General features: G+C 71.5%; 16 protein-coding genes. 3 read left to right on the plus strand and 13 right to left on the minus strand.

Features of this window, described 5'->3' with window-relative positions; genetic code table 11:
- Positions 1 to 23 precede the first annotated feature (23 nt).
- The 12 genes from murC to AC3CCI_RS00405 all read right to left on the minus strand — a co-directional run bounded on the left by murC (position 24) and on the right by AC3CCI_RS00405 (position 14172).
- On the minus strand, positions 24 to 1454 hold the full coding sequence (gene murC, locus AC3CCI_RS00350) for a UDP-N-acetylmuramate--L-alanine ligase (RefSeq protein WP_488627741.1): 1431 nt from the start codon (positions 1452 to 1454) through the stop codon (positions 24 to 26).
- Positions 1451 to 2611, minus strand: a complete 1161-nt coding sequence (locus AC3CCI_RS00355) for a UDP-N-acetylglucosamine--N-acetylmuramyl-(pentapeptide) pyrophosphoryl-undecaprenol N-acetylglucosamine transferase (protein ID WP_488627742.1) — start codon at positions 2609 to 2611, stop codon at positions 1451 to 1453. Before AC3CCI_RS00355 ends, murC begins: the two co-directional genes overlap by 4 nt.
- Positions 2608 to 3915: a putative lipid II flippase FtsW gene (gene ftsW / locus AC3CCI_RS00360; protein WP_488628705.1), complete on the minus strand. Its 1308-nt coding sequence runs from the start codon at positions 3913 to 3915 to the stop codon at positions 2608 to 2610. The genes AC3CCI_RS00355 and ftsW overlap by 4 nt, the downstream gene beginning before the upstream one ends.
- Positions 3872 to 5440, minus strand: coding sequence for a UDP-N-acetylmuramoyl-L-alanine--D-glutamate ligase (gene murD / locus AC3CCI_RS00365; RefSeq protein WP_488627743.1), 1569 nt, complete (start codon positions 5438 to 5440; stop codon positions 3872 to 3874). Before murD ends, ftsW begins: the two co-directional genes overlap by 44 nt.
- Entirely contained in the window at positions 5437 to 6540 is a 1104-nt protein-coding gene (mraY, locus tag AC3CCI_RS00370) for a phospho-N-acetylmuramoyl-pentapeptide-transferase (RefSeq protein ID WP_354595420.1), read from the minus strand. Before mraY ends, murD begins: the two co-directional genes overlap by 4 nt.
- Positions 6537 to 7943 (minus strand): UDP-N-acetylmuramoyl-tripeptide--D-alanyl-D-alanine ligase, encoded by a 1407-nt coding sequence (locus AC3CCI_RS00375; RefSeq protein WP_488627744.1) that lies wholly within the window; start codon positions 7941 to 7943, stop codon positions 6537 to 6539. The genes mraY and AC3CCI_RS00375 overlap by 4 nt, the downstream gene beginning before the upstream one ends.
- On the minus strand, positions 7940 to 9490 hold the full coding sequence (locus AC3CCI_RS00380) for a Mur ligase family protein (protein WP_354595418.1): 1551 nt from the start codon (positions 9488 to 9490) through the stop codon (positions 7940 to 7942). The genes AC3CCI_RS00375 and AC3CCI_RS00380 overlap by 4 nt, the downstream gene beginning before the upstream one ends.
- Positions 9491 to 9504: 14 nt before the next feature.
- The gene (locus AC3CCI_RS00385; RefSeq protein ID WP_354595417.1) at positions 9505 to 11271 is read right to left on the minus strand and encodes a peptidoglycan D,D-transpeptidase FtsI family protein; all 1767 of its coding nucleotides are present in this window, start codon (positions 11269 to 11271) and stop codon (positions 9505 to 9507) included.
- Positions 11272 to 11345: 74 nt separating this feature from the next.
- Complete coding sequence (gene ftsL, locus AC3CCI_RS00390) at positions 11346 to 12020, minus strand: cell division protein FtsL (RefSeq protein ID WP_354595416.1); 675 nt, start codon at positions 12018 to 12020, stop codon at positions 11346 to 11348.
- Entirely contained in the window at positions 12017 to 12967 is a 951-nt protein-coding gene (gene rsmH, locus AC3CCI_RS00395; protein ID WP_488627745.1) for a 16S rRNA (cytosine(1402)-N(4))-methyltransferase RsmH, read from the minus strand. The genes ftsL and rsmH overlap by 4 nt, the downstream gene beginning before the upstream one ends.
- 101 nt (positions 12968 to 13068) lie before the next feature.
- Positions 13069 to 13500, minus strand: a complete 432-nt coding sequence (mraZ, locus tag AC3CCI_RS00400; protein WP_354595414.1) for a division/cell wall cluster transcriptional repressor MraZ — start codon at positions 13498 to 13500, stop codon at positions 13069 to 13071.
- 273 nt (positions 13501 to 13773) lie between these two features.
- Entirely contained in the window at positions 13774 to 14172 is a 399-nt protein-coding gene (locus AC3CCI_RS00405; RefSeq protein ID WP_488627746.1) for a DUF3040 domain-containing protein, read from the minus strand.
- A 110-nt stretch (positions 14173 to 14282) separates the two neighbouring features.
- Between AC3CCI_RS00405 and AC3CCI_RS00410 the strand changes: the two genes are divergently transcribed.
- Positions 14283 to 15404 (plus strand): polyprenyl synthetase family protein, encoded by a 1122-nt coding sequence (locus AC3CCI_RS00410; RefSeq protein WP_488627747.1) that lies wholly within the window; start codon positions 14283 to 14285, stop codon positions 15402 to 15404.
- A gap of 112 nt (positions 15405 to 15516) precedes the next feature.
- Here AC3CCI_RS00410 and AC3CCI_RS00415 read toward each other — a convergent pair whose 3' ends face one another.
- On the minus strand, positions 15517 to 15873 hold the full coding sequence (locus AC3CCI_RS00415) for an Rv2175c family DNA-binding protein (protein ID WP_354595411.1): 357 nt from the start codon (positions 15871 to 15873) through the stop codon (positions 15517 to 15519).
- A gap of 192 nt (positions 15874 to 16065) precedes the next feature.
- Between AC3CCI_RS00415 and AC3CCI_RS00420 the strand changes: the two genes are divergently transcribed.
- Positions 16066 to 17415: a LysM peptidoglycan-binding domain-containing protein gene (locus AC3CCI_RS00420; RefSeq protein ID WP_488627748.1), complete on the plus strand. Its 1350-nt coding sequence runs from the start codon at positions 16066 to 16068 to the stop codon at positions 17413 to 17415.
- Positions 17416 to 17525: 110 nt separating this feature from the next.
- Positions 17526 to 19457 (plus strand): Stk1 family PASTA domain-containing Ser/Thr kinase, encoded by a 1932-nt coding sequence (gene pknB / locus AC3CCI_RS00425; protein WP_488628706.1) that lies wholly within the window; start codon positions 17526 to 17528, stop codon positions 19455 to 19457.
- Positions 19458 to 19519: the final 62 nt, after the last annotated feature.

A 19519-nucleotide genomic window follows, 5' to 3' on the forward strand; every position in this document is an offset into this window, starting at 1 on the left:
CGTCACGGACCTGGTGACGCGGGTCACTCCGCGGACTCCTCCGCCACGGCGACGACCGGCTCGTGGGCCGCGTCGAGCGAGCCGAGCAGCTGGGGCACGATGCGGTACACGTCACCACACCCCAGGGTGATGACGAAGTCGCCCTCACGGGCGACCTCGGCGGTGCGGTCGGACGCCGCCTGCCAGTCGGCCACGTAGTCGACCCGACTCTGGTCGGTGAACCGTTCGGACACCAGGGCACCCGTCACCCCGGGTTCGGGGTCCTCCCGCGCACCGTAGACGTCGAGCACGATCGTATGGTCGGCGAGGCGCTCGTAGGTCTCGGCGAACTCACCGGCCATCATGCGCGTGCGGCTGTACAGGTGCGGTTGGTGGACGGCGATCAGGCGTCCCTCGCCGACCACCGATCGGGCGGCCTGAAGGGCGGCGGCCACCTCGGTCGGGTGGTGCGCGTAGTCGTCGTACACGCTGACGCCGCGGACGACGCCGTGCAGCTCGAAACGGCGCTCGGTGCCGCCGAACGTCTCGAGCCCCGCGATGGCGGACTCGGCGTCGAGGCCCAGGCCGACGAGCACGGCGAAGGCCCCGGCGGCGTTGACCGCGTTGTGTCGCCCGGGCACCCGCAGCTGGACGGGCCACGACCGGCCCTCGGCGTGCAGGGTGAACGAGACCGGACCGGCCTGCGCGACGCCGCTCAGGCGCACGTCGGCGTCTGCGGCCTCGCCGAAGGTGACGACCCGCGGGTGGTCGAGGCGCTGCGTGACCCGGACGGCTCCGGCGTCGTCGCTCGAGACCACGACGAACTCACGCGCCGCGGAGGCGAACCGGACGAACGCGTCGTCGAACGCCTCGTGCGAGCCGTAGTGGTCGAGGTGGTCCGCGTCGACGTTCGTGATGAGGGCGACCGAGGTGTCGTAGAGCAGGAACGAACCGTCCGACTCGTCGGCCTCGACCACGAAGAGCTCGTCCCCTCCGCCACGGGCGCTCACGCCGAGCGTCTGGATCACCCCGCCGTTGACGAAGCTCGGGTCGCGCCCGGCCGCCAGCAGCGCCGTGACGATCATGCCGGTCGACGTCGTCTTGCCGTGCGCACCGGCGACCGAGACGAGCCGCTGCTGACCGATGAGCCAGGCGAGGGCCTGCGAGCGGTGCAGGACGGGCAGCCCCTTCGCCAGGGCGAGCTGGTACTCGGGGTTGTCCTGCCAGAGGGCCCCGGTCACGACGAGCGTGTCGGCATCGCCGACGTTGGCCGCGTCGTGCCCGATCGTGATCCGGGCACCCAACGCCCGGAGCGACTCGACGGCCGCGCTGTCGCGGGCGTCCGATCCGGTGACGCGGTGGCCGGCGGCCAGGAAGACCCGCGCGATCCCGCTCATGCCGGAGCCGCCGATGCCGACGAAGTGGACGGCGCCCAGCTCGGCGGGGATCGGCTGGTCGAGGTCGGGCTTGATCATGATGTCTCGCTGAGGTCGGTGTTCGTGCGGGTGGTGGCCCCGGGGACCGCGCCGGCGGGCCGGGTGGCGGCGCCGGACGAGGAGGCGCGGCCGACGGCGTCGAGGACGAGCTCGACCGTGCGGTCGGTCCCGTCGCGCACCCCGACCGAGGCCGCACGCACGGCCATGTCGGCGACCACGGCGCGGTCGAGCAACAACGGCACGAGCGTCCGTTCGACCCACGAGGGGGTGAAGTCGGCGTCGGCGACGAGCACGGCTCCCCCGGCCCCGACCACGTCGGTGGCGTTGTGCCGCTGTTCTCCGTTGCCCACCGGGTAGGGCACGAGCACCGACGGCAGGCCGAGGGCGGTGAGTTCGCTGACCGTCGCCGACCCGGCGCGAGACACGACGAAGTCGGCCGCCGAGAGGGCGAGGTCCATGCGGTCGCAGTAGCGCAACAGGTGGTGCCCGTCGAGGTCGCTTGAGGTGAGGTCGGACTTCTCGCCCGTGATGTGCAGGATCTGCCAGCCTGCTCCGAGCACGGCGACGGCGGCGCGCGCCATCGTCTCGTTGAGTCGCCGGGCCCCGGTGGAGCCGCCCGTGACGAGCAGGGTCGGTCGCGCGGGATCGAGGTCGAACGCGGCCACGGCCTCGTCCCGGTGGGCGCGGCGGTCGAGCGTCTCGATCTCGTCGCGCAGGGGCATGCCCACCTGACGGCCGCCGCGGAGTCGCGTGGACCGGAAGACGACACCGACGTGCGAGGACAGGAACGAGCCGAGCACGTTCGCCATGCCGGGCTTGGCGTTGGCCTCGTGCACGACCACCGGCACCTTCGACCGCCACGCCGCGACGTAGGCCGGGGCGGCGGCGTACCCGCCGAAGCCGACGACGACGTCGACGTCGTGCTGGGCGAGGAGGGCGCGGATGCCGGAGATCGCCCCGGCGAGGCGTCCGGGGAACCGCAGGGCGTCGGCCGAGGGCCGACGCGGGAAGGGCAGGCGGGGCACCGTGAGCAGCTCGTAGCCGCGCTGCGGCACGAGTCGGGCCTCGAGGCCCTCGGCCGTGCCGAGCACCAGGACGGTGGCGTCGGGCTCGCGCCGACGCAGTCGGTCGGCCACGGCGAGCAGGGGGTTCACGTGCCCGGCGGTGCCACCGCCGGCGAGGAGATACGTCGTCACCGCAGAGACCCTACCCGCTGTCGCGGCAGCACCTCGGGCGCACCGGCGTCCTCGGGCACCCGCGCGAACGACAGGACGACGCCGATGGCGACGAGCGTCACGATCAGGGCCGACCCACCGGCCGAGATGAGCGGCAGGGGCACGCCCAGGACGGGCAGCAGCCCCAGCACGACCGCGATGTTGACCAGCGCCTGGCCGACGATCCACGCCGTGATCGCCCCGGTCGTCACCCGGACGAACGGGTCGTTCGTCCGACGGATGATCTTGACGAATCCCACGGCGAGCACGATGAAGAGGGCGAGCACGACGACCGCGCCGATCAGCCCCAGTTCTTCACCGACGATGGCGAAGATGAAGTCGTTGTCGGCCTCGGGCAGCCACGACCACTTCGACTTCGAGTTGCCGAGACCGACCCCGAACAGACCACCGGACGCCAGGGCCCACGTGCCGTGCAGGGTCTGCCAGCACTCGGCCTGGTACGCGCTCGAGTCGGTGCACCCCGACAGCCACGCGGCGATGCGCGAGTTGCGCGAGCTGGAGCCCTGAGCGATGAGCGGCACGACCACCGCGAGGAACGCGAGCGGGGCGAGCAGGTACCGGAGGCGCACCCCGGCGAACCAGACGGCCGCGAAGACCAGCAGCAGCATCATCATGGTCGTGCCGAGGTCGCCACCGAGGACGACGAGGCCGACGGCGAGGACGACCACGGGCACGAGCGGGATCGCCAGGTGCTTCCAGTCGTCGAGCAGGTCGCGCTTGACCGCCAGGATCATGCCCAGCCAGACGGCGAGGGCCAGCTTGACGGCCTCGGACGGCTGCGCGGTGAAGGAGCCGAGGTCGATCCAGTTGCGGTTGCCGCCGATCTCGTAGCCCAGCGGGGTGAAGACCAGCAGTTGCAGCACGATCGTCGCGCCCAGGATGTGCCAGGCCCACCGCTTGAAGAACGACACCGGCAGGCGCGACACGATGAGCATGAGCGGGATGCCCACCGCGGCGTAGGTGCCCTGTCGGATGAACGCCCCGAAGAACGACGTGTGCCGCGAGGCGATGTACTGCTCGACGGACGAGGACGACAGCACCATCACCAGGCCCAGGACGACCATGAACAAGGTCGTCCCGAGGATGACGAAGTACGAACCGGTCTCGGCGGCGAAGAGCTTCTTCACCCGGACGACGGCGCCCGAGGTGCGCCTCGAGGCCCCGAGGCGGGACGACGCGTCGTGGGTCGGTTCGGCGTGCCCGCGGCTCGGACGACTCGACTCAGTCGGTCGGCGACGCGGGAGGCTGGACGGCGGGTTGGCCATCGACGTCACCCCTCAAGTGTTCGTGGACGGCCCGGGCGAACGATCGCCCGCGAGCCGTGTAGTCGGTGAACTGGTCCATGGACGCCGCCGCCGGGGCGAGGAGAACGGTGTCTCCGGGCCGGGCCACGCTCGCGGCGAGACGGACGGCCGTCGGCATCACCTGCCCAGTGTCGAGGGCGTCCACCTCGAAGACGGGGATGCCGGGCGCGTGTCGGGAGAAGGCCCGCCGCAGGGGCTCGCGGTCGACCCCGACGAACACGGCCGCCCGGACGGCGCCCGTCGACTCGCGCACCAGCGGTTCGACGTCGACGCCCTTGAACAGGCCGCCCACGATCCACACGACGGACGGGAAGGCCGTCAGGGAGGCGCGCGCGGCATGGGGGTTGGTCGCCTTGGAGTCGTCCACCCAGGCCACGCCCCCGGACTCGGCCACGACCTCGGTGCGGTGGTGGTCGACCGCGAAGCCGGCGAGGGCGTCGCGGATCGAGACGGGGGCGACGCCCACCGCACGGACGAGCGCGGCGGCGGCGAGCACGTCCTCGACGAGGTGGTCGGCCCCGAGACCGACACCCTGGAGCGCCTCCCGGGTGGTGAGTTCGAGTGCCTGCGTCCGGCGCTCGGCCAGGAAGGCACGATCGGCGAGCACGGCGACGCGGTCACCGGTCACGATGCCGACCTCGCTCGGGCCCGGCGCGTCGAGGCCGAAGCCCACGGCGCGGCACCCCTCTTCGACCTCGGCCTCCTCGACCATGCGTCGAGTGGCCTCGTCGGCCTTGTTGTAGACGCAGGCGACGACGGTGTTCTCGTACACCTTGGCCTTGGCCCCGCGGTAGGCGTCGGCGCCGCCGTGCCACTCGAAGTGGTCCGCCTCGAGGTTGAGGCACACGGAGGCGCGGGGACGAAGGGCGCCGGGCCCCTCGGTGGGCAGGTAGTGCAGCTGGTGGCTCGAGAGTTCGACGACGAAGAGGTCGAAGCCGTCGGGGTCGCGCACCGCGTCGAGGACGGGGACGCCGATGTTGCCGCAGGGGGCGACGCGTCGACCGTCGGCCGACGCCATCGCGGCCGCCAGCTGCGTGGTCGTCGTCTTGCCGTTGGTGCCCGTGACGAGCACCCACTCGGCCACGCGGTCGACCTTGTCCCGCACCCGCCAGGCCAACTCGACGTCGCCCCACACGGCCAGGCCCCCGTCGACGGCCCACCGGATGAGCGGGTGGTGCGGCGCGAAGCCGGGGCTGGCGACGACGAGCTCGGCGTCGAAGTCCGTCAGCACCGGCGACGGGGCGTCCGTGGACTCGACCTCGTCGAGACGGGCCCCGACGAGCTGCAGCAGCTCGGCCTTGTCGGGGTCGACGCCCGGGGCGACGACCAGGACGTCGGCGCCCAGTTCGGCGAGCGTGTCCGCCACGGCGAACCCGGTCGAGCCGAGGCCGAGGACGGCCACGCGCAGGCCCGCCCAGTCGGCGTGCCAGCTGTCGAGCCCCGCCAGGCGCTCGGCGAGGAGGGAGTCGGTGCTGCCGTCGCTCATGAGGTGCGGAGGATCCATTCGAGGTAGAAGGTGCCGACGCCGGCCGCCACGAAGAGCCCGGCGATGATCCAGAAGCGGACCACGACGGTGACCTCGGCCCAGCCCTTGAGCTCGAAGTGGTGGTGCAGCGGGCTCATCAGGAAGATCCGCTTGCCCTTGGTGATCTTGAAGTAGGCGCGCTGCAGGATCACCGACCCGGTCACGACGATGAACAGCCCGCCGATCAGCACGAGCAGCAACTCGGTGCGGCTGAGGATGGCCAGCGCGGCCAGGGCCCCGCCGAGCCCGAGCGAACCCGTGTCACCGAGGAAGATCTGTGCGGGCGAGGTGTTCCACCACAGGAACCCGATGAGGCCACCGCAGATGCAGGCGGCGACGACGGCCAGGTCGAGGGGGTCGGCCACCTGGTAGCAGGCGGCACGGGTCGCCTCGTCGAGCCGGACGCTCGTGCAGAGCTGGTTGTTCTGCCAGAACCCGATGAAGATGTACGACGCGATCGCCAGGATCGACGCACCCGTCGCGAGACCGTCGAGGCCGTCGGCGACGTTGACGCCGTTCGACGTGCTCACGGTGATGAGGACGACCCAGACGAGGAACAGTCCTCCGCCGACGATCGTCCCGAAGAACATGAAGTCGAGCCACGGGATGTCGCGCAGGCCCGAGATCATCGTCGACGCCGGCGCCAGGCCGCGGTCGTTCGTGAAGGACAGCGCGAGCACGGCGAACACCGCGCCGACGACGACCTGACCGGCGATCTTCGCCCAGCCGCCGAGCCCGAGGCTGCGTTGGTTGCGCACCTTGAGGAAGTCGTCGAGGAACCCCACGACTCCCAGGCCCACCATCATGAACAGCACGAGCAGGCCGCTCAGCGTGAACTCGTCCCGGCCGACCAGGTGGCCGACGAAGTAGCCCAGCACCGTGCCGATGATCAGGACGATGCCGCCCATCGTGGCCGTGCCGCGCTTCGTGTGGTGCGATTGGGGACCGTCGTCACGGATGAACTGCCCCCAGCCGAGGCGGTGGAACAGCTTGATGAACGCCGGCGTCATCAAGAGGGTGAAGGCGAGGGAGAACCCGCCGCCGATCAGCAGCGCGATCATCCGGTCACCCCGGCCAACCGGTCGCCGAGGAGGCGCAGGCCGGCGGACTTGGACGACTTCACCAGGACGACGTCCCCCGCTCGCAGGCTGCCCTGCAAGAGGTCGTACGCCTCGTCGATCGTGTCGACCAACACGCTCTCTCCGTCCCACGAGCCCTCGAGGCCCGCCGCCATGTGGATGTGCCGCGCCTCGTGGCCGACGACGACGAGCTGACGGACGTTGAGCCGGACGACGAGGCGACCGACACGGTCGTGCTCGTCGCGGGCGTACTCGCCCAGTTCGGCCATCTCGCCGAGCACCGCCACCGAACGACGGTCGGGACCGGTGATCTGCGCCAGCGTCTTGAGCGCCGCGGCCACGGAATCGGGGCTCGCGTTGTAGGCGTCGTTCACGACGGTCACGCCGCCGGGTGCGTCGAGGACCTCCATGCGCCAGCGCTCGGCGCGGGTCACGCCCTCGAGCACCGACACGGCACGGTCGAGGTCGATGCCCCACTCGCCGACGACAGTGAGGGTCGCCAGAGCGTTCATCACGTGGTGCTCGCCGAGGATGCGCAGCGAGACGGGCCGACGGGTGCCGGCGTGCTCGAAGGTGAACGAGGTGCCGGACGCCGAGACGTCGACGTCCGAGGCGCGGTAGTCGGCCGTGGGCCCCAGCCCGAAGGTCACGACCCGCGCCGCGGTGACCGACGCCATGCCCGCGACGCGGTCGTCGTCGGCGTTCAGGACGGCCGTGCCCGTGGCGGGCAGGTCGGTCACCATCTCGGACTTCGCCGCGCGCGTGCCCTCGATGCCGCCGAACCCGCCGGCGTGGGCGAGGCCGACCTTGAGCACCACGCCCGTGTCGGGTCGGGCGATCTCGACGAGGCGGGCGATCTCGCCCGGCCCGCTCGCACCCATCTCGACCACGAGGTACTCGGTCGCCTCGTCGATGCGCAGCATCGAGATCGGAGCCCCGACGTGGTTGTTGAACGAACCCTCGGGGGCGACGGTGGGCGCGACGTCGCTCAGGACGGCGCGGAGCATGTTCTTCGTGCTGGTCTTGCCGTTGGAGCCGGTGACGCCGACCACCTTGAGCCGCCCGAGACGACGGACGTGCTCGACGACGGCGGCGGCGAGGCGGGAGAGCGCGACGACGCCGTCGTCGACGACCACCAGGGGCACGGTCGTGTCGACCTCGTGCTCGGCGACGACGAGGGCCGCTCCGGCGGCCGTCGCGGCCTCGACGAAGAGGTGGCCGTCGGTGACCTCGCCACGCAGGGCGAAGAAGATCGACCCCGGGGTGACGAGACGCGAGTCGGTCTCGACCGTGCCGTCGACCGGGGTCTCGGCCCGCGCCTCCTCGGATGCGACGAGACGCCCGCCCGTGATCTCGGCGATGCGGGCGGGGGTGAGCGCGATCACTCGGACCACCCGGCTTCGCGCAGGGCCGCACGGGCCTCGTCACGTGCCGAGTACGGCGTCCGCTCGCCGCGGATGTCGCGGTAGTCCTGGTGGCCGGGCCCCGCCCAGAGGATCGAGTCGCCCTCGCCGGCCAGCGCCACGGCCGCGCGGATGGCTGCCTCGGGCGGACTGACCTCGTGGATCTCGTGGTCCGGGTAGGCCTCGCGGGCCGCGTCGACCAGGGTCGTGCGGATCGACGCGGGGTCCTCGAAGCGGGGGTGGTGGTCGGTGACCACCAGGATGTCGGACCCGGCGGCGGCCACCCGGGCCATCTCGGCCCGCTTGGTGGTGTCGCGGTCACCGTCGGCACCGAAGAGCATGATGACCTTGCCCGGGGTGAAGGTGCGCACGGCCGCGAGGGTGGTGAGGAACGCGTCGGGGCTGTGCCCGAAGTCCACGTAGACGCTGGGGCCCGTGTCGCCCGAGACGCGCTCGGTGCGACCCGGCAGGTAGGCCACGATGCCGCCGTCGGCGTCGAGCGCCTGGCCGATGGCCTCGAGTTCGAAGCCCGCCTCGACCAGCATGACGATCGCCAGCCCGGCGTTCGCGACCATGTGCCAGCCGATCAACGGCACGCGCGTCACGAGCGACCGCTGTTCGGGACCGGACAGGCGGAACTCGGTGTAGGCGGCCTGCTCGTCGAGGATCTCGATCGTCCAGTCCGCCTCGACGTCGGGGAGGATCGTGATCGTCGTCAGCGGGATGCGGGCGTTGTCGACGACGCGCTGTCCGTACGGCGAGTCGAGCGAGACGACGGCACGACGCGCCCGGTCCGGCTGGAAGAGCGGGAGCTTCGCGTGGAAGTACTCCTCCATGTCGGCGTAGTCGTCGAGGTGGTCGTGGCTGAGGTTCGTGAAGGCGGCCACGTCGAAGACGAGACCGTCGACGCGGTTGCGGCTGAGGGCCTGGGCGCTCACCTCGACGGCGACGGCACGCACCTCGCTCTCGCGCATGCGGGCCAGGAGGGCGTGCATCTCGCTCGCCTCGGGCGTCGTCAGGCGGCTGACGACGGTCAGGTCGCCGATGTGCCGCTCGGCCGTGCTGCTCAGGCCGGTCACGAGTCCCAGCTGACGCAGGACGCCCTCGAGCAGGTACGAGGTGCTGGTCTTGCCGTTGGTGCCCGTGACCGCGAAGAGCAGCGGCGCGTCGTCGCTGTCGGTGCGGTAGATCCAGGCCGAGAGCTCGCCGAGGGCGGCCCGGGGCGAGTCGACCAGCACCACCGGCAGACCGCTCGGGCGCGCCAGCTCGGCACCGGCCGCGTCGGTCAACAGGGCGACGGCACCGCCGTCACGTGCCTGCTCGGCGAACTCGGCCCCGTGTCGGTGCGCGCCGGGCACGCCGACGTACAGGTCGCCGGGGTGGAGGTCCGCCGTGCTCAGCGTGATGCCGGTGATCTCGATGCCGTCGAGGGAACCCTCGTGCTCGAGTCCGAACTCGCTGACCAGTTGGGCGAGTGACCTCGCCGACGGATGTTCCGGTCGAAGGACCGGGGGGATCCGGGCGCTCAAAGAATCCTCTTCTCTCACCAGGTCTCGGGCAGGCTGGGTGCCGGCTCCGTCGACGGAGGGACCCGATACATCTCGAGGACCTGGGACATGATCTTGTTGAAGGTCGGTGCCGCGGCGGCCGACGTCTTGATGGTACTGGGCTTCGTGAAGGTCACGACGACGACGTACTGGGGGTTCTCGGCCGGGGCGATGCCCGCCACCGACACGATGCGGTCAGAACCGTAGCCGGTTCCGTCGGACCGCGCGACCTCGGCGGTGCCGGTCTTCGCCGCCACGCGGTAGCCCGGGATGCTCAGGACGTCCTTGAGGTCACCGTCGCTGACGACCTTCTCGAGCATGTTCACGGTGGTGTCGGCGGCCCACGGCGACACCACCGTGGTGCCCTCGGTCGACGGCGTCTCGGTCACGGTGCCGTCGGGGGCCGTGCAGCCCGCGACGAGGTTGACGGGCAGCCGGACGCCGTGGTTGGCCAGCGTCTGGTAGATGCTTGCGATGTGTACGGCGGTCGTCGAGACGCCCTGGCCGAACATGGTGTTGATGCTCGTCTGCTGGTCCCACTGCGACGCGGGCCGGATGCCGGTCGTCGGCTCGCCGAGGAAGTTCACGCCGGTGGGGTCGTTCAGGCCGAACTTCACCATGTAGTCGTGGCGCTGCTGGGCCGTGAGCGACTGGCCGAGGAGCGAGATGCCCACGTTGGAAGAGTCGCGGAGGATGCCGGTCAGGGTGAGGTTCTCGGTCGGATGGAACGTGGCGTCGTGGATCTCGCCGCCCCACGGGAAGCTCCGCGAGTACGGCACGGTGGCCCGCGTGGCCGGGTCGGCCTTGCCCGAGTCGAGGAGCATGGCGGCGGTCATGGCCTTGAACGTCGAGCCCGGCTCGTACGAGTAGGTGAAGGCCTTGCTGCCGAGGTCGTCGACGGCGGTGCCGTTGACGTCGTTGGGGTCGACCGCCGGGTAGTCCGCGACGGCGAGCAGCGAGGCGTCGCTCGCCTTCATCACGACGGCCGTGGCGGACTCGGCCCCGATGGCCTCGGCCTGTTCGCCGAGGGCCTGCTGCGTCATGTACTGGAGGTCGCCGTCGATCGTGAGGCGGAGGGTGCCGCCCGCCACGGCCTCCTTCGTCGTCACGGTGCTGCCCGGGAGCTGCACCCCGTCGGCACCGCGTTCGTAGGTCTCGGAGCCGTCGGTGCCGGCGAGGCAGGAGTCCTGGCTGAGCTCGAGACCCGCCTGGGGGCCGTCGGTGCCGATGAAGCCGGTCAGGTTGCCCGCGACCGCGCCGTTGGGATACGTGCGGGCGGCCTGCCGCTGGAAGTACACCCACGACACCTTCATCTCACGGACCGCGCGGAAGGCGTCGACGTCGACGCCCTTGACCAGGTAGGCGAAGTTGGCCTCGGGATCGGCGGTGAGCGCCTTCGTCATGGCCGCTGCGTCGCCCCCGGTGATCTCGGCGATCCGGTCGACGACCTGGTCGACGGTCATCTCGACGGTCGTGCCGTCGTCGTCCTTCACCTTGGCCGTCGTCGCGAACGCCGGCGCCGCCGTGATGTTGTACCGCGTGACGCTGCCCGCGAGCACCGTGCCGTCGACGTCGGTGATGTCGCCCCGGTCGCCGTAGGTCGTCTGGACGATCTCGCGCTTGTTCTGGGACTGCGAGTTCAGCTCGGCGGCCTGCACGAGCTGGATGTCGGCCAGGCGCACGACGAACACGCCGACGAGGGCGATGATGAGCGCCATCGCGAGCGTCACGCGGAGCCGTCGGCTACGGGGGGCTGCTTTCACGAGAGGTTCCTCACCGCGGACGGGCTCGTGCCCGACCCGCTGTCGTCGATCGATGTACCGGTGACGGCACGCCGCTAGCGGGTCTGCGGAGCCGCCAGCTCGTTCGGGGCCGACGCTACCGACTCGTCGGCCGATCCTGCGTCCGCCGCGCCTGCGCCGGACGGAACGGCCGCCGCCCCCGCGGTCGTCGGGGCGCCGATCGAGGTCGTGGCGTCACCCGCCGCGTCGGTCGCGGCAGAGCCGTCGGCTGCGGAGCCGTCGGCCGTGCTGGGTGCCTTGGTCGTCAACGGGACGCCGTCGAGCAGGGTGTTGGGGATCAGGTTGCCGGACGTCGCCTCGTCGGCACCCGCTGCCGGAGCCGGGGACCCGTGCACGGCACCGGTGGTGAGGTCGAGGTACACCGGGTTCGAGTTGCGCACCATGCCGAGCTCGTCGGCGTTGGCGGCGAGGTTCTGCGGCGACGACAGGACGTCGCGCTGCTCGCTGTACTTCTGCTGGTCGCGGACGAGCTCGGTCTTGGCGGCCTGCAGGTCGGAGATCTTGTAGGCGCCGTCGCTCAGGGCGATGCTGATGGCGAGTTGCGCGAGCAGCAGGACGAAGAGGGCCGCCGTGGCGATCAGCGCGTAGGCGATCTTCGGCCGTGCGCGTCGCTGCTCGCGGCTCGTGACGATCTCGACCGGCCGCGCCGCGGGCGAGGTGGAGGGCTGCGGACGGGTCGACGGGGTCGCGATGGCCAGGTTGCTGCTCATGCTGTTCTCCGGATTCGTTCGGCGGCTCGCAGTCGCACGGGCTTGGCTCGGGGGTTGAGGTCGCGTTCGGCGTCGGAGGCCAGCTCGGCCCCCCGCACCAGGAGGCGGAAGTCGGGACGGTGCTCGGGCAGTTCGACCGGCAGTCCCTGCGGCGCGGTGGACGTCGTCCGGGCCGCGAGTTCGCGCTTGACGAAGCGGTCCTCGAGGGACTGGTAGGCCAGCACGACGATGCGGCCGTCGACGGCGAGTCGGTCGAGGGCCACGGGGACGGCTGCCTCGAGGGAGGCGAGTTCGCCGTTGACCTCGATGCGCAGCGCCTGGAACACCCGCTTGGCGGGATGGCCGGCACGTTGCAGGGCCATCGGCGTCGCCGCGATCAACAGGTCGACGAGCTCACCGCTGCGGGTGAGCGGAGCGTCGACCCGGTGCTCGACGATGCGACGGGCGTACCGCGGTGCCAACTTCTCTTCGCCGTACTGGTAGAAGATGCGTCGCAGTTCGGACTCGGGGTACTCGGCCAGCACGCGTTCGGCGGTGACGGGCGAGGTCGGGTCCATGCGCATGTCGAGCGGCGCGTCCTTGGAGTACGAGAACCCGCGCTCGACGCGGTCGAGCTGGAGAGACGACACGCCGAGGTCGAACAGCACCCCGTCGACGCTGTCGAGGCCCAGCCCGTCCAGGGCCTCGGCGATGCCGTCGTACGTGGTGTGCACGAGACGTGCCCGGTCGCCGAACGGTGCGAGCCGTGCACCGGCCAGGGCCAGGGCCTCGGTGTCACGGTCGAGCCCGACGACGGTCAGGTCGGGGAAGGCCTCGAGCATGGCCTCGCTGTGCCCGCCCATGCCGAGCGTGCAGTCGACGACCACGGCGCCGGGACGCGAGATCGCCGGTGAGAGCAGCTCGAGGGTGCGCTCGAGGAGGACGGGGGTGTGGATCTGTTCGGCCATGACGACTCGGGCTGCGCCCGTCGGCCCTGATCCCCATCCGTCGGGACCTGGCACCGGGGAAGGTGCGCCAGGGCTGACGGCTGAGGGTCGGGGCCCACGGACTAGAAGAGCCCGGGGATCACCTCCTCGGTGGTGTTGGCGAACTCGGCCTCCTGGGCCTCGTAGTAGGTGTTCCACGCGTCGGTGGCCCAGATCTCGGCACGGTTTCCCGCGCCGATCACGGTCAGGTCGCGACCGAGGCCCGCGTACTCGCGCAGCGTGGCCGGGATGGTCACGCGGTGCTGCTTGTCGGGGACCTCGTCACTGGCACCCGAGAGGAACAGGCGCATGTAGTCGCGTGCCTGCTTGCTCGTGACCGGGGCCTGGCGGATGCGTGCGTGCATGTCGGCGAACTCGTGCTGGCTGAAGACGTAGACGCAGCGTTCTTGCCCGCGGGTCATGACGAGGCCGGAGGCCAGTTCGTCACGGAATTTCGCGGGGAGGATGATGCGCCCTTTCTCGTCGAGCTTGGGCGAATAGGTGCCGAGGAACATGCGCCCGTCTCCCCTCGCCCCCGCGCCCCTCTGTGGCCCGTACCTCCACTTTACTCCACAACCCACCACCGATCAACGAAACACGGTGCCCGGAGCACGACAGGTGCCTTGGCTTCGGCTCCAGTTCGGGGGTCACGGGGGTGGAGGATCGTGGAGACCACGACCGCCGGGAGGCGCGCCCAGCGTGTCGGGGCCGCCGGCCCCGGTCACCGGTGACGCAGAAAAGGGGCCGGCCCGAAGGCCGACCCCTGAGGTCGTGGTGCTGCTGTCCCGCTACGAGTCGCGGCCGTCGCCGTCCTGACGGCGGTCCCACCGGTCGTTGAGTCGGTCCATGAGGCCGCCCTTGGCGGGGTTCGCGGGACGCGAGGTGGAGGAACGGGGAGCGGACGGCATCGACGACGCCGAACCCTTGCGCTTGGGCGGGGCGATGGCGAAGAGGGCCCCGGCCAGCATGACGATGAAACCGGCCACGCCGAGGAGGGGCTGACGGAAGATCACACCGGCGACGATGACCGCGATGCCCACGAGCGCGCCGAGGACTCCGACGACGACGAGCGTGTAGTTGGGTCGGCCACCGTGGTTGCCGACCGTCGCCACGAAGTCGGAGTCGTTGTTGTAGAGACTCCGCTCCATCTCTTCGAGGAGCCGCTGCTCCTGTTCGGAAAGTGGCATCTTGGTGTTCCCTTCGAGCACGGGCTCTCAAGCGCGAGGCGGGGGCCTCGGGATCGACGCGATGAGTAGCTGCGAGTGTATGCCGGACAGCTGTCGCTAGGCTAGGCAGCGTGGCTGAGAGTACGCGGTTAGTGGACGTCGTTCAAGAGCGCATCGATCGCTTCCTCGACCGGCAGCGACCGGCCCTGGCGGGCATCGCTCCCGACCTCGATCCGTTCGCCCTCTACCCGAGCGATCTGCTCCGGGGCGGCAAACGGTTCCGAGCGCTCTTCTGCTACTGGGGCTGGCAGTCGGTCGCCGGGGTCGACACCGGGTTCGACCCCCTCGGCGAGGCCCGCGACGAGCGCGAGATCGAGGCCGTCATGACGGCTTCCGCCGGCCTCGAGTTCTTCCACGCCGCGGCACTCGTGCACGACGACATCATGGACAACTCCGACACCCGTCGTGGACTGCCCGCGGCCCACCGGCGCTTCGAGGGGCTGCACCGCGAGGGCGGCTGGCTCGGCTCGCCCGAGGCGTTCGGCCGCTCGGGCGCCCTCCTGATGGGCGACCTGCTCCTGGCGTGGAGCGACGAGCTGCTCAGCGACGCGCTCGACTCGCTCCCCTCACGTGACGCGGCCCGGACTGCCAGGGCCGAACTGAACCGCATGCGCACCGAGGTGACCGTGGGCCAGTACCTCGACATCCTCGAGGAGAACGCCTGGCGGACCGTCGACGAGGGTCAACTGCTGCCGAGGGCACAACGGGTGATTGTCTACAAGTCGGCCAAGTACAGCGTCGAGGCCCCGCTGACGGTCGGTGCGGCCATGGCCGGCGGCGACCGGTCCGCCCTCGACTCGCTCCGTCACTTCGGGCTGCCCCTGGGCATCGCCTACCAGCTGCGCGACGACCTCCTGGGCGTCTTCGGCGATCCGTCCGTCACGGGCAAGCCCGCCGGAGACGACCTCCGCGAGGGCAAGCGCACGGTCCTCGTGGCGACGGCCCGGCGCGCCCTGCCCCCCGGGGCCGTCCGACTGCTCGACGAACTGCTCGGCGACCCCGAGCTCGACGACGACCAGATCAGCATGCTGCAGGCGACGCTCCGCGACAGCGGGGCGGTCGACGCCGTCGAGCAGACCATCAGCGATCAGGTCGAGCGGGCGGTCCACGCCCTCGAGCGGTCGGGGCTGGCTCCGTCGGCACGGACGCAGTTGACGCGACTGGCCGAGACCGTCACGCGCCGCACCTCCTAGGCGGCGCTTCCCTCGCGGGGAACGGCGCTCACCACCGAGGGGGCGCGACCTCCCGGAGGGGGCTCTGCGCGAAGGAGGCTCTGCTCAGAGGAGGCTGCTGGAGGAGGCTCTGCTAGAGGAGGCTCTGCGCGATCCGGCGGACCTCGGCCTTCCGTCCCGCCTGGAGGGCGGCGACCGGGCTCGTGCCGAGCGCGTCGTCGTGCGACAGGAGCCAGTCGAGTGCCTCGTCGTCGTCGAAGCCGTTGTCGGCGAGGACGGTGAGGGTGCCCCGCAGGTCGTGTCGCGGCTCGGAGCCGTCGAGGAAGACGGCGGGCACCTTCGTGACGCCGTCGACCCGGGTGCCGACGAGGACGTGCTCCTCGAGCAGTCGGCGGACGCGGCTGACCCCGAGGCCGAGTCGCTCGACGAGGTCGGGCACGGTGAGCCATTCGGTGTCGGCGAACCAGGGGCGTTGGGAGAGATCGGTCACGCGACAACCTTGCCACGGGTTCGCGAGCCTCGTCGCGCCTCCCCGGCTGCTCCCCCAGTCCGAGTCACATCCGCAACATGGGCCCCGTTGATTGACTTGGATGTGGTCCTGTGCCACTTTGGGACGACGTGGCACCGCGGCTCAACGATCACCCAGCGACCGTGTCCCCGCCCCCGAACCGAGGATCAGCCCATGAACGACGTCACTTCCGTCCGCCCCGAACCCGAGAAGACGACGGTCGACGGCGTCTCGTCGCCTAGCGCCTTCGGCACCCTGCGCAGCCCCGACGAGCGCGCGCCGCTCTCCCGCGTCGCCCGCTCGATGCTGAACACGGTCCCGATCGTCGTGGCCGGGTCGATGGCACTCAGCATGGGGGTCACGGGCCCTGTCTTCGCCCTCCAGCACGCGCCGGCCGGGAAGCCCGACGTCTCGCCGCGCCCCGTGCTGCCGCCCCGCCTGTCGGCCCCCGAGCAGAGGTCGGCCACGACGGTCGAGACCGCGAGCAGCTCGGCGACCGTGTTCGCCGCCGCACCGGCGACCTACACGGTGCGGTCGGGCGACACGGTGGCGAGCATCGCCGGCTCGTTCGGCCTGAGCACCGCCTCGGTCCTCGCGCTCAACGGGCTCAGCTGGAAGTCCACGATCTTCCCGGGTCAGACCCTCAGCCTCAGCGCCGCGGCGGGCAGCGCCGGCAAGGCGTCGTCCGCCCCGGCCCCGACCAAGGCCACCGGTGGCCGCTACGTGATCGTCCGGGGCGACACGCTGAGCTCGATCGCCCGAGCCCACGGCGTCACGACCAGCGCGTTGCTCCAGGCGAACGGGCTGGGGCTGTCGAGCATCATCTACCCGGGCCAGTCGCTCAGCGTCCCCTCCGGGGCGTCGGCCGCGGCCTCCGCGACTCCCGCCCCCGCCGCCGGTCCGGCCGTCGGCAGCTACGTCATCCAACGCGGCGACACCATCGCGTCGATCGCGGCCAAGTCGGGGACGAGCGTCAAGGCGCTCCTCGCCGCGAACGGCCTGTCGTTCACGAGCACCATCTACGCCGGGAAGACCCTCACCCTGCCGGGCGCGTCGGCCACCACGGCCACGACCGTCGTCGCGTCGACGTCGGCGGCCCCCCTCGCCGTGAGCGCGACGTTGACCGCCGAACAGGCCGGGAACGCCCGCACCATCATCTCGGTGGGCCGGCAACTCGGCGTCGGCGACCGCGCGATCGTCGTCGCGCTGGCGGCGGCCGCCCAAGAGAGCAGCCTCCGCAACCTGGACCACGGTGACCGGGACTCCCTCGGCCTGTTCCAGCAGCGGCCCAGCACCGGCTGGGGCACTCCCGCCCAGCTGCGTGATCCGGTCCACGCCACCAAGCTCTTCTTCGGCGGGGCGACCAACCCCAACCCCGGCAAGACCCGGGGCCTGCTCGACGTGCGGGGCTGGCAGTCGATGTCGCTCACCGCGGCGGCCCAGGCCGTGCAGTACTCGGCCTTCCCGGACGCCTACGCCAAGTGGGAGGCCCCGGCCACCACGTGGCTCGCGACCCTCGGCTGACCCGGCGACGAGACGCGGGGGTGCGGTTTGCCGCCGTGCGGTGAGTTGAGACCCCGGGGAGGCGCGGGGTCCGTAAAATCACGTGGGTGAGCGTGAACCAGACTGACCCGATGATCGGCCGTCTCATCGAGGGCCGCTACGAGGTCCGTTCACGCATCGCCCGGGGTGGCATGGCCACCGTGTACCTGGCGACCGACCTGCGGCTCGAGCGCCGCGTGGCCATCAAGATCATGCACGGCCACCTCGCCGACGACGCCTCGTTCAAGGAACGCTTCATCCAGGAGGCACGGTCCGCCGCGCGGCTGGCCCACCCGAACGTCGTCAACGTCTTCGACCAGGGCCAGGACGACGACTCGGCCTACCTGGTCATGGAGTACCTGCCGGGGATCACGCTGCGCGAGTTGCTGCAGGACCACAAGGTGCTGACGCCCGAGCAGGCCATGGACATCCTCGAGGCCGTGCTCGCGGGCCTGGCCGCGGCCCACCGGGCGGGCATCGTGCACCGGGACCTGAAACCCGAGAACGTCCTGCTCGCCGACGACGGGCGGATCAAGATCGGCGACTTCGGCCTGGCGCGCGCCGCCACGGCCAACACGGCCACGGGTGCCGCCCTGCTCGGGACCATCGCGTACCTCTCCCCCGAGCTCGTGACCAGGGGCATCGCCGACACCCGCAGCGACATCTACGCGCTCGGCATCATGATGTACGAGATGCTCACGGGCGAGCAGCCGTACAAGGGCGACCAGCCGATGCAGATCGCGTACCAGCACGCGAACGACACCGTCCCGACGCCGAGCACCGCCAACCCCCGCGTGCCGGTCGAGCTGGACGAACTGGTGCTCTGGGCCACGGCACGAGACCCCGAGCAGCGACCACGCGACGCCAGGGCCCTGCTGGACCAGCTCGTCGACGTGCAGCGCGTCCTGGCCGACCCGTCGGGGCCGCCGGTCAACCGCACGATGGTGCTGCCGGCGGCGACGATGACGACGCTCCCCACCGGCCCGACGGGTGAGACGCAGGTCCTGCCGAAGGCTCGTCACCGCACCGGTCCCGTCCAGGCCGAGGCCGTGGACGCGGCGACGACCCTCGGCGACCTCTCCGACCGGCGGCGTCGGCGCGGTCGCGTCCTCATGGCCCTGGTCGTCGTCGTCGCGCTCCTCGCCGGTGGGGTCGGCTGGTGGTTCGGTTCGGGTCCCGGGGCCCAGGCCGCCGTCCCGGACGTGTCGGGCCAGGACCCCTCGGCGGCCTCGGCCGCCCTGACGTCGGCGGGGTTCGTGGTCGCGTCCGAGCCGCAGGCGGACTTCTCGCCGGTGGTGCCCTCCGGCCAGGTCGCCCGCACCGACCCCGACGCCTCCACCCGGGTGCAGAAGGGATCGACGATCACCCTGGTCGTGTCGCAGGGGCCGCGTCAGCTGACGGTGCCGACCGTGGTCGGCGAGACCGAGTCCGCCGCCTCCGACGCGCTCTCGGACTTCACGCTCGAACCGAGCTCGAGCCAGTTCGACGAGGCGGCGGCCGGCACGGTCCTCGCCGTCAGCGGCGTCGACGGCTCCGGCGCCGCGGTCGACCTCGGTTCGGCCGCCCAGTACGGCGAGCAGCAGCCGGTGACCCTCACGGTCTCGCTCGGCCCCGTCCCGGACGTCGCGGGCCTCTCGGTCGCGGATGCCCAGAGCGCCCTCACCGAGGTCCAGCTGACGGGCGTCGAGAGCGGCACCGAGTTCAGCGACGGAGTGGCCTCCGGTGAGGTCATCCGCTACGAGCAGCAGGCCGAGGGGCCTTTGCACCAGGGCGACACCGTGGACCTCGTCGTGTCGAAGGGACCGCCGCCCATCGAGATCCCCGACGTCCGGGGCAAGACGATCGATGCCGCGACGGCGCAGCTCCAGGGACTCGGGTTCCGGGTGAGCTACCCGCGGTGCACCGCGTTCACGTGCGCCTTCTACGACTGGGAGGCGCGCCTCCCCGTCACCGCCAGCGACCCCGCGGCCGGCCTGACGGCCACCAAGGGCGCGACGATCGGCCTCACCTACCGGGTCGAGTGACGCCACCCCTCGCCCGGCCACCCCGGGTGTCGGTCGTGACGAGGGCCCCGTGACCGTCGGTC

The sequence above is a fragment of the Frigoribacterium sp. CF331 genome, assembly GCF_057787905.1.

Bases quoted from the DNA above. Each gene is read 5' to 3' on its own strand.
- rsmH (WP_488627745.1), bottom strand. From the start codon at position 12,967: ATGGCCGAACAGATCCACACCCCCGTCCTCCTCGAGCGCACCCTCGAG.
- mraY (WP_354595420.1), bottom strand. From the start codon at position 6,540: ATGATCGCGCTGCTGATCGGCGGCGGGTTCTCCCTCGCCTTCACCCTC.
- murD (WP_488627743.1), bottom strand. From the start codon at position 5,440: ATGAGCGACGGCAGCACCGACTCCCTCCTCGCCGAGCGCCTGGCGGGG.
- ftsW (WP_488628705.1), bottom strand. From the start codon at position 3,915: ATGGCCAACCCGCCGTCCAGCCTCCCGCGTCGCCGACCGACTGAGTCG.
- murC (WP_488627741.1), bottom strand. From the start codon at position 1,454: ATGATCAAGCCCGACCTCGACCAGCCGATCCCCGCCGAGCTGGGCGCC.
- AC3CCI_RS00420 (WP_488627748.1), top strand. From the start codon at position 16,066: ATGAACGACGTCACTTCCGTCCGCCCCGAACCCGAGAAGACGACGGTC.
- AC3CCI_RS00405 (WP_488627746.1), bottom strand. From the start codon at position 14,172: ATGCCACTTTCCGAACAGGAGCAGCGGCTCCTCGAAGAGATGGAGCGG.
- mraZ (WP_354595414.1), bottom strand. From the start codon at position 13,500: ATGTTCCTCGGCACCTATTCGCCCAAGCTCGACGAGAAAGGGCGCATC.
- ftsL (WP_354595416.1), bottom strand. From the start codon at position 12,020: ATGAGCAGCAACCTGGCCATCGCGACCCCGTCGACCCGTCCGCAGCCC.
- pknB (WP_488628706.1), top strand. From the start codon at position 17,526: ATGATCGGCCGTCTCATCGAGGGCCGCTACGAGGTCCGTTCACGCATC.